This window comes from Rhodococcus sp. NPDC059968 (assembly GCF_042738615.1).
In the GTDB taxonomy this organism is placed as follows: Bacteria; Actinomycetota; Actinomycetes; order Mycobacteriales; family Mycobacteriaceae; genus Rhodococcus_F.
The window spans coordinates 40011-51099 of sequence record NZ_JBHWUE010000069.1 but is presented as its reverse complement, the minus strand read 5'-3'; the positions used below and the strand labels follow the sequence as shown (position 1 = coordinate 51099).

At 67.5% G+C, this 11089-nt stretch carries 13 protein-coding genes; 7 read left to right on the top strand and 6 right to left on the bottom strand.

Translation table 11 applies throughout. The features are described 5' to 3' along the window. Positions 1–189: 189 nt before the first annotated feature. From ACFWAY_RS37940 to ACFWAY_RS37925, 4 genes are all read right to left on the bottom strand, one after another. Positions 190–1446 (bottom strand): NAD(P)/FAD-dependent oxidoreductase, encoded by a 1257-nt coding sequence (locus ACFWAY_RS37940; protein WP_378514189.1) that lies wholly within the window; start codon positions 1444–1446, stop codon positions 190–192. A 128-nt stretch (positions 1447–1574) separates the two neighbouring features. Further along, on the bottom strand, positions 1575–2717 hold the full coding sequence (gene tal / locus ACFWAY_RS37935; protein ID WP_378514188.1) for a transaldolase: 1143 nt from the start codon (positions 2715–2717) through the stop codon (positions 1575–1577). A gap of 75 nt (positions 2718–2792) precedes the next feature. After that, positions 2793–3467 carry a hypothetical protein gene (locus tag ACFWAY_RS37930; protein ID WP_378514187.1) on the bottom strand — a complete coding sequence of 225 codons (675 nt, stop codon included), beginning with the start codon at positions 3465–3467 and terminating at the stop codon, positions 2793–2795. 296 nt (positions 3468–3763) lie between these two features. Then, positions 3764–4474 (bottom strand): helix-turn-helix domain-containing protein, encoded by a 711-nt coding sequence (locus tag ACFWAY_RS37925; protein ID WP_378514186.1) that lies wholly within the window; start codon positions 4472–4474, stop codon positions 3764–3766. A 91-nt stretch (positions 4475–4565) separates the two neighbouring features. On the opposite strand from ACFWAY_RS37925, the gene ACFWAY_RS37920 reads away from it, so the two are divergent. Beyond that, complete coding sequence (locus tag ACFWAY_RS37920) at positions 4566–5048, top strand: hypothetical protein (protein WP_378514185.1); 483 nt, start codon at positions 4566–4568, stop codon at positions 5046–5048. A 131-nt stretch (positions 5049–5179) separates the two neighbouring features. After that, positions 5180–5776, top strand: coding sequence for a GTP cyclohydrolase I FolE (gene folE / locus ACFWAY_RS37915; RefSeq protein ID WP_378514184.1), 597 nt, complete (start codon positions 5180–5182; stop codon positions 5774–5776). A gap of 132 nt (positions 5777–5908) precedes the next feature. Here folE and ACFWAY_RS37910 read toward each other — a convergent pair whose 3' ends face one another. After that, complete coding sequence (locus ACFWAY_RS37910) at positions 5909–6445, bottom strand: DUF488 family protein (RefSeq protein WP_378514183.1); 537 nt, start codon at positions 6443–6445, stop codon at positions 5909–5911. Positions 6446–6523: 78 nt separating this feature from the next. Continuing rightward, positions 6524–7219, bottom strand: a complete 696-nt coding sequence (locus ACFWAY_RS37905) for a helix-turn-helix transcriptional regulator (protein WP_378514182.1) — start codon at positions 7217–7219, stop codon at positions 6524–6526. A gap of 60 nt (positions 7220–7279) precedes the next feature. On the opposite strand from ACFWAY_RS37905, the gene fdxA reads away from it, so the two are divergent. The 5 genes from fdxA to ACFWAY_RS37880 all read left to right on the top strand — a co-directional run bounded on the left by fdxA (position 7280) and on the right by ACFWAY_RS37880 (position 11001). Continuing rightward, the gene (gene fdxA / locus ACFWAY_RS37900) at positions 7280–7663 is read left to right on the top strand and encodes a ferredoxin (protein ID WP_378514181.1); all 384 of its coding nucleotides are present in this window, start codon (positions 7280–7282) and stop codon (positions 7661–7663) included. Beyond that, the gene (ctaD, locus tag ACFWAY_RS37895) at positions 7660–9408 is read left to right on the top strand and encodes a cytochrome c oxidase subunit I (protein ID WP_378514180.1); all 1749 of its coding nucleotides are present in this window, start codon (positions 7660–7662) and stop codon (positions 9406–9408) included. Before fdxA ends, ctaD begins: the two co-directional genes overlap by 4 nt. 182 nt (positions 9409–9590) lie before the next feature. Then, positions 9591–10037, top strand: coding sequence for a hypothetical protein (locus ACFWAY_RS37890; protein ID WP_378514179.1), 447 nt, complete (start codon positions 9591–9593; stop codon positions 10035–10037). Beyond that, the gene (locus ACFWAY_RS37885; protein WP_378514178.1) at positions 10025–10693 is read left to right on the top strand and encodes a group III truncated hemoglobin; all 669 of its coding nucleotides are present in this window, start codon (positions 10025–10027) and stop codon (positions 10691–10693) included. The genes ACFWAY_RS37890 and ACFWAY_RS37885 overlap by 13 nt, the downstream gene beginning before the upstream one ends. Continuing rightward, a complete protein-coding gene (locus ACFWAY_RS37880) occupies positions 10690–11001 on the top strand; it encodes a dsRBD fold-containing protein (RefSeq protein WP_378514177.1) in 312 nt (103 codons plus the stop codon). Before ACFWAY_RS37885 ends, ACFWAY_RS37880 begins: the two co-directional genes overlap by 4 nt. Positions 11002–11089: the final 88 nt, after the last annotated feature.

Genomic DNA, 11089 nt, shown 5'->3' with positions numbered 1-11089 from the left:
GGTACGAGACCCGCTATCGTGAACAGCGTCCCCCGGCTGCCTCAACCCCCGAGGTGGCCTGAACCGGAGTCTCCACTCGATCCAGGGCGATTCAGCCGGGACGAGTTCGAACAGGGCCGTCGACACCACCACCACTGAGACGGGGCGGTGTCTCGGGGGTGCGCGTCCGTGCCTGCTGGGACATGAGCGTCACCGCGCACCTCCGGGCACCCGATCAGCCAGGTACCTCAAGAGCTCGTCCGGGTCGGCCAGTTTCGCCGGGTCGACCCGCTCACCGGAGCGCACCAGCGCCTCGATGGCATCGGTGACACCCCAGGTGTTGACGTTCATGCCAGCCAGCGCCCGCCCGTCCCGCATCCAGAAGGCGATGAACTCGCCGGCGGCCACGTCGCCGCGGAACACGACCGAGTCGTAACTACCGTGCGGGACGTAGCCGGAATACTCCATCCCGCTGTCGTACTGATCGGAGAAGAAGTAGGGCACCTGGTCATAGGCGGTGACACGGCCGCTCATGTTCTCCGCCGCCACCGGTCCCTGGTTGAGGGCGGCCGACCAGTGCTCGAGGCGCAGATGAGTTCCCAACAGCGGGTAGTAGGTGTTGGCGACGTCCCCGGCGGCGAACACGTCGGGGTCGGTCGTGGCCAGGTGTTCGTCGACGACGATCCCGTTGTCGACCGCCAGCCCGGCCGTCTCGGCCAGTGCGGTGTTGGGCACGATACCCACCCCCACGACGATCGCGTCCGCCTCGACCACGGTGCCATCGGTGAGGCGGATTCCGGTGGCCTGGTTGTCCTCACCGACGATCTCGAGCACCCCGGAGTTCAGTCGCAGCTCCACACCGTGGTCGCGGTGCAGGGCGGCGTAGGTTTCGGCGACCTCGGCGCCGAGCACCGCCAGCAACGGCAACTTCGATCTCCCCACCACCGTGACTTCGCAGCCCGCCGCTCGGGCGGCGGCCGCGGTTTCCAAACCGATCCACCCCGCCCCGACGATCGCCACCCGGTCCGCCGCGGCGAACGCGGCCTTCATTGTTTCGCAGTCGGTGACCCGGCGCAGGTAGTGCACCCCGCCCAGATCAGCGCCGGGCACCTGCAGCCGGCGGGGCGACGAACCGGTCGTCAACAGCAACTTGTCGTATCCGCGCCGCTCGACGCCGTCAAGGACCACCTCGTGTTCGGTTAGGTTGAGGGCGGTGACCGGGGTCCCCACCCGCAACTCGATGTCGTGGTCGGTGTACCACCCGGCCGGGTGAAGGTAGATCTTCTCCCGCTCGGTGGTGCCTTGGAGGTAGCCCTTCGACAGTGGGGGTCGGTCGTAAGGGCGGTCGGTCTCGTCGCCGATGAGAACGATCCGTCCGCCGAACCCGCCGGTGCGCAGCGCCTCAGCGGCCTTCGCACCGGCCAGTCCGGCGCCCACGATGACGAATGTCTGCTCTGCAGTGGCCATGTCATGTCCTTCTCTGGTGGGAGGTTTCTCAGGTGTGAGGACCGATTTCATGCGCGCTATGGTTCCTGTTCACCGCACAGCGCCCATATCTCGTAGTGCCGGGTCGCCTCGGCCGGCGCCCGGGGAGGTCATCGTTGCGCCAACTGGTGGGCTTTGGCATGGAGTTCGCTGAGCAGCTCGGCGAACGACCGGTGAAAGGCGGCGACACCCTGGTCTTCGAGGGTGCGGCCGACGTCGTCCATGTCGATGCCCACCGCGGCGAGCTCGCCGAGGACGGCGGCCGCGGCGGCGGGGTCGGTATCGATGGAGCGGGTTAGGGTGCCGTGATCCTCGAATGCCGTGATGGTGGCCTCGGGCAGCGTATTGACGGTGTCCGGGCCGATGAGACTGTCGACGTAGCGGGTGTCCGGGTAATCGGGGTTCTTGGTCGAGGTCGATGCCCACAGTGGCCGTTGCACCCGGGCGCCGCGGGCGGCGAGTGCCTCCCACCGCGCTCCGGTGAAGCGGCCCCGGAAGATCCGGTAGGCGAGGCGGGCCTGGGCGATCGCCGCCCGACCCCGCAACGCCGGGGCCTCGGGGTCGCCGCTGTGCTCGAGACGTCGATCGACCTCCGTATCGACGCGGCTGACGAAGAACGATGCGACGCTGCGCACCGCAGCCAGATCCCCGCCCCGTGCCGCCAGCGTCTCCAGACCCTGCAGGTACGCCTCGATCACCTGTTCGTAGCGGGCGAGGGAGAAGATCAAGGTGATGTTGATGCTGACGCCCTTGCCGATCATGTCCGCGATCGCCGGTATTCCCTCCGCGGTCGCGGGGATCTTCACGAACACGTTCGGTCGGGCGATCCGTTCGTGCAGTCGACCGGCCGCGGCGATGGTGGCGGCGGTGTCCCGTGCGAGTTCCGGGGCGACCTCGATCGAGACGAACCCATCGGTGCCGCCCGAGGTGTCGTAGACGGGCCGCAATATCGCGGCTGCGTCGACGACATCGGCCGCGGCGAGCTCCCAATACGCGTCCTCGACCGCGAGTCCCTCGGCGATGAGTGCCGCGAACTGTGCGTCGTAGGCATCGGAGCCGGCGATGGCCCGCGCGAAGATGGTGGGGTTGGCCGTCACCCCCCGGATCCCGGCGGCCACGAACCCGGCGAGGATGCCATCGCGCAGGTAGGGGCGGGTGAGGTTGTCCAACCAGGGGCTTTGCCCCTGCTCGCGGTACAGGCGATGCAACCGGCTCACCGCTACCCCTACCGGTGGGGGTGGGAATCTGTTCATCGTCAGGCCTCTCGTCGTCCGGGCGTCTCATCCACGCCCACTTCGCTCCCCGCTCTGCGGAGCGTGTGCACCGTGTCACTGCCGGTCGGTCGGTGGTGGCTCTCGTGTGGTGAGAAACTTCGATGGATCGCTGCCCGCCCGGGCCCCGGAGGTGAACCACGCCGCGAAGCCCTGGGGATCGCGGGCCTCGATCTCGTCGAGGTACTGCTGGCGGATCCGGGCCAGTCGCAACCGGTCGGTGACCGACCTGGCGTTCTGCAGCTCCGCGAAACTGGTGCGCCAGCCGCGGCACAACGCATCGCCGGACAATTCCGCACAGCTCGGCGGCGGCGCCGGCAGGGAACCCGGAGCGCTCGCCTCGTCCGGATCACACAGAGCAGAGGGCTGCGGGGAGAGTAACTGCGCCAACGGCGGCCAGCTTCGAAGCCGCCGCGCCACCGGCCGGGCGGTGACCGTCAGCACGAGCACCAGCGGCACGGCCGCCGCGCCGGACAGTGCGATCAGGCCCACAACGCCAATCAGGGCCGCGCCCGCGGTGGCGGCGTGGAGTGCGGCGGTCGGCAGCGATGAACGCGGCGTGGCGGTGGCGGACCTGTCGGCCACCATCGCAGTCAGACCTGCGCCGGTCACTGCCGCCGCGAATGCCGCGGACACGAGGACGTCGGGGTGGACGGTGAAGATCGCGACCGCGAAGCCGACCAACCCCAGTGGCACGGTCACCACCCACCAGAGGATTCGATAGACACCCATGGGATGTGATCCCTTGCAGAGGTATGGTTTTGAGCGATGCGGACCGCACTGGACCCGCGGTGTCACCGAAAAGAAGATGACGAGCGGTGAGCGTCATGGGCCCCCAACGGCGGGGGTTCATGATGCGGTCCCGGTGGTTCGCGGTGTAACGAGGAGCGGCGAGCGCTCCCTGGCACGCAGCGCTTGCGTGGAGCGTCGCGGTCAGCGGTGCGCCGTGATGCCGGGTCGGTTGCGCGCGGGTCCTTCGATCGACGCGCGAGCCGATCCGGCGCCTGTGACATGCCGGTTCGTGTCCGTCAGGGACGGGCGGTGGTGCCCGGGGGCGAGTGCGCATGGGCGGACGCTGCGTGGTGGACCACGACACAGCACCGGTCCGGTCGCGGGTCCAGTTCTGCGTGCGCGTCGTGTTGGGTGCTCCCGGCGATCGCGCCCTCGACGAGGCGTAAATTCAACCCGCACACCACGTCCAGGTGGTCTCGGGCGACATGGTGAAAGGGGCAGTTGCGTAGGTCGATACGGCCGTCGTCGGCGATCTGGGGCAGGTATCCGCAGCCGCGGAGCGCCGCGAGGAGATCTCCCCCGGTGTCGGCGGCGGCCCGCTTGCCGGCGTCGAGCGCGGCCTCGTTCACCGCCGCCCGCACGGTTCCGCTGGTGTCCTGTTCGACCGAGGTGACGAGCAACCGGGCGAGCAGTTCGTAGTCCCGGGGCGGCACGCTGACGGTCATTTCCGTCGTGGCCCGGGTGTAGAGCTTCGCGGGGCGGCCGGCGCCGGGTCCGCCGCGGCCGGCCGGCCGCTGGTAACTGACCGTCAGCAGGTCGGCATCGGCCAGCTTGTCGAGGTGATAGGCCGCGAGGGTCCGGCCGACGTCGACGGCGGCGGCCGCCTGCTCCCGTGAGACCGGTGCGTCGCTTTCGGTCACGTAGTCATACAGCCTGTGCCGCAACGGATCATCGAGGTTGCTCAACGCCGCCAGCACCGCTGGCGCAGCGGATCGCGGAGTGGACATACCCCGACTGTAACACCAAAAAGTATTGACAAATAGGTGTGGAGGGCAGATTCTAAAAATGATTCCTATTACTTTTACAAAGGGGTTTCTGATGACTACTTCCACGCCCGACTCGTCGGCGACCGCACCCACACCCGGCACGGCCCTGCAACGCGCTCGCAGTGACCCCGCCTACGGCGCGTTCCTGTTGCTGCGGATCGGATTCACGGTGCTCCCGATCGTGATGGGCATCGACAAGTTCACGAACGTGCTCACCACCTGGGAGGACTACCTGGCGCCGTGGATCGTTGACCTCAGCCCGTTCAGCGCGCACCAAACCATGCTGGTCGTCGGAGTGATCGAAATCGTCGCCGGCATCGCCGTCGCGATCAAACCACGCTATGCGGCCTACATCGTCGCCGCCTGGCTCGCCGGAATCGTGATCAACCTGCTGAGTTACCCCGGCTTCTACGACGTCGCACTGCGTGACTTCGGACTGATGCTCGCCGCCCTCACCCTCGGCCGGTTGGCCTACGTGTACGACCCGGCCTGGCACCGGCGCACCGTACTCGCCCCGAAACTGAGTGCCGCCTAAGCCGACACCGACGTGCATCCCGTCGTTCCGGGGCGTGCGCCGGTGGCACCCTCATCATTTCGTCCACCCGCCCGAGGCCGCTGCGCTTCGCCGGGTGGACGCCACCCACCACCACTGCGAAGGAACCCGGCATGCCGTCGACCGCGACACTCCACGTTCTCCATCAGGCACCAGGACGAGACCTGGTTGCGGCCGAAGAGGCGGCAGCGGCGTTCCTGGAAGCACTCGGGATCGACCTGGACTCGGAAAGCCTGCGCCAGACGCCCCGGCGCATGGCCCACGGCTACGCCGAACTGTTCACCCCCCGTGCCTTCGATCTGACCACCTTCCCCAACGACGAGGACTACGACGAGCTCGTCCTGGTCCGCAACGTCCCGCTGCGATCGGTGTGCGAGCATCATCTGCTGCCGTTCGCCGGTACCGTGCACATCGGGTATCTGCCCGGCGAACGCATCATCGGATTGTCCAAGCTCGCCCGCGTGGCAGAGCATTTCGCCTGTCGGCCCCAAGTTCAGGAACGGCTCACCAAGCAGATCGCGGGCTGGCTCGACGAACACCTGCATCCTCGGGGTGTCGGGGTGGTCATCGAGGCCGAGCACAGTTGCATGACCCTGCGCGGGGTGCAATCGGTGGGATCGGCCACCGTCACCTCCGCCCTGTCGGGAGCGTTGCGCGATGATCCTCGTTCGCGCCAGGAATTCTTCGCCCTCGCCGGCGTCCACGCCTGACCGGGCGGGATTCGTGCTTCGTCATCCCTTCGGCCGGGCACGCCGAGCGCTTCGCCGCTCCGCGTTGCAGTCTCGGCCCGGCACTGGGCCGGAGAGGAGTCGGGCACGAGTGCGGGCCACCGGGGCTGCCGATCAGGACCGCGCCCGGGGGCGGTCCCAGACCACCTGGCCGTCGGCCCGCACCCGGGCGCCGTCCGCCGGGAGGTGCGGGGTGCGCCGGCCGTCGTGCATGAGGTGCTCGACACTCACCCCGCGCCGCAGAACGACGACGTCGGCGACGAGCCGGCGGTGGCACCGCCACCACACACTCTCACTGCACATCATCGCCGTTCTCTGCCGCGCCGCCCGATCCAACACCTCGGTCAGTGCTACGGCGAACTCGGTGGTGCGGGTGTGTACGGCATAGGCGGCAAACTGATCGACCTGCCACCACGGATCCTCACCCGGCTCGCCGGGCGGCAGGCGGCGGCGACCGCCGAGTCGCGGCTCCACGCGATAGCCGATCCCGGCGTCCGGCAACCAGTGCGTCATCATCTCGCTGCCGACATCGGGATTGCGGCGACTGCCGGGATACCGGCGAATGTCGACCACCGCGTCGACGCCGGCCGCGGTCAGCAGCGTGGTCAGTTCCTCCCGACCGAGCCGGCCGTGCCCCACGGACAGCAACATCGCCTCACCACCTCCACCTGCCGGAGACCACACCGCCCCCGTGCGCGATCGAGGTCGGCGCCGGGCATACTGGGCCGGCTAGCGTCGCGCCAGGTGAGCGACGCAGGTCTGGGGTGTTTCCCACGGGATGAGCCGATTGTCGGTTTCCGGTGCACCGAGCCGGTCGAGGACGCCGCGCATCAGTCCGAGATGCAGCGCGCACACGACGTTCGGGCTCTGCCGGGCGACCGACTCGAACGGGCAGGCATGCAACCGGATTCGCATTTCATCGGATGTGGACTCGAGCTCGGGGTCGAATCCCATCTCCGCGAACAGGGTGGTGAGGGTGCTCGCGGCGTCCTCGATCGATCGGGGTGCCCCGGAGGTGCCGGTGAGGTCGTCGAGCGCCCACGCCCGCCCGGCCGCCTCCGCCCGGCCCACGGGGTCGCCGCCTTCGGCACCGGCCCAGTGCGCCGCCAACACCCGAGCCAACCCCTGGTATCCGGAATCGGCATGGCGGTCCGACCCGAGGGCGGCCAGCGCCCGGTAGAGCCGACGCGGGCGGCCTCGCGCCGGATTCCGCTCGGGCTCGGCCGAGACCAATCCGGCACTGGTCAACGCGTCGAGGTGGAAGCGAACCGTGGTCACGTGCAGCTCGCACAGCGCCGCCAGTTCACCGACGGTCATCGGTGTCGGACTGGCCCGCAAAGCGTCCAGCAACTGGACCCGTCTACGCGAGGCCAACACTGCGTGCGTCCCGGCGCGTCCGGCACCGGTTCCTTTTCGTATCGCCATACTGTATGACTTTAGAGGAAGGGATTCCTCTAAAAAAGGGTTAGCTTCCCGGAGGTGGCCATGACCTATGTGATCGCAGAGCCGTGCATCGATGTGATGGACCGGGCCTGCGTCGAGGAATGCCCGGTGGACTGCATCTACGAGGGCGGCCGGTCGCTGTACATCCATCCCGACGAATGCATCGACTGCGGCGCATGCGAGCCGGTATGCCCGGTGGAGGCCATCTTCTACGAGGACGATCTGCCCGCCCGGTGGGAGGCGTTCACCGACGACAACGCCCGGTTCTTCCACAGTCCGCTCCCCGGCGCGGGTGCCGCACTGGGGATGCCGGGAGGGGCGGGCAAGCTCGGTCCACTCGCCGCCGACACCGAATTAGTCAGTGGGAATCCACATTCGGACCCCGCCGCTACCGGCGAGCCCTCCCACTGCGGCGGTGCATCGTGACTCCCCTCACCGTGGACGTCGCCCCCGCCCGCCCGTACCCACAACGGCGCGGGATCAAGGGATCGTTCCTCTACAAGGCCGCCACCACCACCGACCCCAAGATGCTGGGTCTGATGTACATGGTCACCTCGTTCGTGTTCTTCATGGTCGGCGGGTTGATGGCGCTGCTGATCCGCACCGAACTCGCGGTCCCCGGTCTGCAATTCCTCTCCAACGAGCAGTACAACCAGCTGTTCACGATGCACGGCACCATCATGCTGTTGCTGTACGCGACGCCGATCGTCTTCGGATTCGCGAACTACATTCTGCCGCTGCAGATCGGCGCCCCCGACGTGGCGTTCCCCCGGCTGAACGCGCTGAGCTACTGGCTGTACCTGTTCGGCGCGATCATCACCGTGTCCGGGTTCCTCACCCCGGGAGGGGCCGCGGACTTCGGCTGGACCGGGTATTCCCCCCTGACCAGCGCGGTGCATTCGCCGAGGCTCGGCGGCGACCTGTGGATCACGGGACTGGCGTTGGCCGGTGTGGGCACCATCCTCGGCGGCGTCAACATGATCACCACCGTCATCTGCCTGCGGGCGCCGGGGATGACGATGTTCCGGATGCCGATCTTCACCTGGAACATCTTCATCACCATGATCCTGGTGCTGATCGCCTTCCCGATTCTGGCCGCGGCACTGTTGGGCCTGCTCGTGGATCGGCACCTGGGGGCGCACCTGTTCGATCCGGCCACCGGCGGCGCCCTGCTCTGGCAGCACCTGTTCTGGTTCTTCGGTCACCCCGAGGTGTACATCGTCGCGATCCCGTTCTTCGGCATCGTCTCGGAAATCTTCCCGGTCTTCAGCCGCAAACCGCTCTTCGGCTACACCGGCCTCGTCTACGCGACCATCGCCATCGCCGCACTGTCCACCGCGGTGTGGGCGCACCACATGTTCGCCACCGGCGCCGTTCTGCTGCCGTTCTTCTCGCTGATGAGCTTCTTCATCGCGGTGCCCACCGGGGTGAAGTTCTTCAACTGGATCGGCACGATGTGGAAAGGGCAGCTCACCTTCGAAACCCCCATGCTGTTCTCGCTCGGTTTCCTGGTGACCTTTCTGTTCGGTGGCCTGTCCGGCGTGTTGCTCGCGAGCCCGCCGCTGGACTTCCACGTCACCGACTCCTACTTCCTCGTCGCGCATTTCCACTACGTGCTGTTCGGCACCATCGTGTTCGCCACCTACGCCGGCATCTACTTCTGGTTCCCGAAGATGACCGGACGGCTGATGGATGAACGCCTCGGCAGATGGCACTTCTGGACCACGTTCATCGGCTTCCACACCACCTTCCTGGTCCAACACTGGCTCGGCGCCGAAGGTATGCCCCGCCGCTACGCCGACTACCTCCCCTCGGACGGGTTCACCACCCTCAACACGATCTCGACGATCGGCTCGTTCGTCCTCGGCGGGTCCGTGTTGCCGTTCGTCTGGAATGTTTTCAAGTCCTACCGGTACGGCCAGGTGGTCACGGTCGACGACCCCTGGGGTTACGGGAACTCGCTCGAGTGGGCCACCAGTTGTCCCCCGCCGCGGCACAACTTCACCGAGCTGCCCCGAATCCGTTCCGAGCGCCCCGCGTTCGAATTGCACTACCCCCACATGGTGAAACGGATGCGCGCCGAAACGTACGTCGGCCGACGGCCCAAGTCGGTCACGGTCACCGCGGGCACTGTCCGGGTCCCGAGCGCGAAACGGGCCGGCGATGAGTGACACCGCCGATCGTTCTTACAGTTTCCTGCGGTGTCCCGAAGCCGAGGTGGCCGCGATGCCTGCACGGTCCTGGCCGGTGAACGGCGGCGACCGGCGAATCCCGCGGGGCGACTGCTGCACCCGTCCACCGGAGACCGTCCGTCGAACCCGAACCCGAACCCGCCTGACAAGGGGGGTGGCACATGACTGAGGTGGCGCGCTACACGCAGTTGATCCTGCCGGTGTTCTGGCTCGGGATGGTGGTAGCGATTTCGTTTCTCGAGGCGCCGATCAAATTTCGGGCCCCGGGCGTGACCCTGGCCATCGGGCTCGGGATCGGCCGGAAGGTCTTCCTCGCACTCAATGCGGTGGAGTTGGTTTTGGCACTGGCGCTGTTGGCGTCGTGCGTCGCCGCGCCCCCGGACGCAACCGCGTTGACGGTGCTCGCGCTTGTCACGGTGGTGCTGGTGGTGCAGATCGCGGTGGTCCGCCCGCCCCTGAGTACACGATCGGACCGGATCCTCGCCGGCGAGCACCTGCCACGATCGAGGATGCACCTGGTGTACATCGGACTGGAAGTAGCGAAGGTCGCATTGCTGATCGCGTTGATCTTCCAGCTGTTCCAGGCGGTGGCCTCATGCCTTCATTGACACCAGACGAACACACGCGCACGGATCTGGCCACTCGCACCGACATCGAGGACCTGCTCCGCCGCTTCTACGGGCGCGTGCTCGTCGACGACCTCCTCGCCGATCCGTTCGCCGAGATCCGCGAGAGCGGGCTCGAATCACACCTGCCGATCATGGGCGACTTCTGGGAAACCGTCCTGTTCGGGGCCCGCCTCTACCAGGGCAGCGCCCTGCGGGTGCACCGGAGCGTCCACACCCGGCATCGACTCGAGGCACGGCACTTCCTACGATGGCTCACCCTCTGGTCCACCACGGTCGGGCAGATGTTTCATGGTCCGATCGCCGAACACGCCACAGTCCACGCCACCAGGATCGCCCGGGCGATGCACCGCAACCTGACCGGCACCGACTCCGCCGAACTCGATGCCCTCACCTCCCGACTTCACCATCGGGTCCGCGATGACCACCCATCTGATCGCTGCCCCGGCGGTCACCTCGATGACCGACCGGCGTCTCACCGCCGCGCGCACGGTCAGGCCACGGATTTTACGGAAACCCACCACAATCCGCGCCGAACAGAGCAGACAGTGGCCGAAGACAAGCCCCCCGGGGTCATCAGCGTCGACTCGGATGTGTCCGCGACGGCAGAACACGAAAGGAAAGTGCTTCAACCGTGAACCAGAAGACATGGTCGGTGAACATCGTCATCGACGAGCACAAATCGGCGGAGACCGGCGCCCAGACACGAGCGAGGGCCCGTCTGCGTACCAGCGGCCGGGCCGCCTTCGTGGGAACGGGACTCGCACGGCGCAATCCGCGCCATACCGACGTCCCGGAGGTCAGCGACGACATGGCCGCTGCCCGCGCCCTGGCAGACCTGTCGCATCAACTGTACGAAGCAGCCGCGCAGCGGGAAGCGGTCACGCGCAGCGCGCTTACCTCCGCGCGTGCCGCCGACTTCGGCCGTCGACGTTCCTCCGCCTGAGTCGGCCGCGCACGAAATCCCCTGCCGACCCGGGCGTGGGGCGGCCCGAAACCTGCATTCCCACGGACATTCCTCCACAAGGACATCA

What these genes read in the sequence shown, in the direction of transcription:
- ACFWAY_RS37940 (WP_378514189.1), bottom strand. Translation starts at nt 1,446, where the DNA reads ATGGCCACTGCAGAGCAGACATTCGTCATCGTGGGCGCCGGACTGGCC.
- tal (WP_378514188.1), bottom strand. Translation starts at nt 2,717, where the DNA reads ATGAACAGATTCCCACCCCCACCGGTAGGGGTAGCGGTGAGCCGGTTG.
- ACFWAY_RS37930 (WP_378514187.1), bottom strand. Translation starts at nt 3,467, where the DNA reads ATGGGTGTCTATCGAATCCTCTGGTGGGTGGTGACCGTGCCACTGGGG.
- ACFWAY_RS37925 (WP_378514186.1), bottom strand. Translation starts at nt 4,474, where the DNA reads ATGTCCACTCCGCGATCCGCTGCGCCAGCGGTGCTGGCGGCGTTGAGC.
- ACFWAY_RS37920 (WP_378514185.1), top strand. Translation starts at nt 4,566, where the DNA reads ATGACTACTTCCACGCCCGACTCGTCGGCGACCGCACCCACACCCGGC.
- folE (WP_378514184.1), top strand. Translation starts at nt 5,180, where the DNA reads ATGCCGTCGACCGCGACACTCCACGTTCTCCATCAGGCACCAGGACGA.
- ACFWAY_RS37910 (WP_378514183.1), bottom strand. Translation starts at nt 6,445, where the DNA reads ATGTTGCTGTCCGTGGGGCACGGCCGGCTCGGTCGGGAGGAACTGACC.
- ACFWAY_RS37905 (WP_378514182.1), bottom strand. Translation starts at nt 7,219, where the DNA reads ATGGCGATACGAAAAGGAACCGGTGCCGGACGCGCCGGGACGCACGCA.
- fdxA (WP_378514181.1), top strand. Translation starts at nt 7,280, where the DNA reads ATGACCTATGTGATCGCAGAGCCGTGCATCGATGTGATGGACCGGGCC.
- ACFWAY_RS37890 (WP_378514179.1), top strand. Translation starts at nt 9,591, where the DNA reads ATGACTGAGGTGGCGCGCTACACGCAGTTGATCCTGCCGGTGTTCTGG.
- ACFWAY_RS37885 (WP_378514178.1), top strand. Translation starts at nt 10,025, where the DNA reads ATGCCTTCATTGACACCAGACGAACACACGCGCACGGATCTGGCCACT.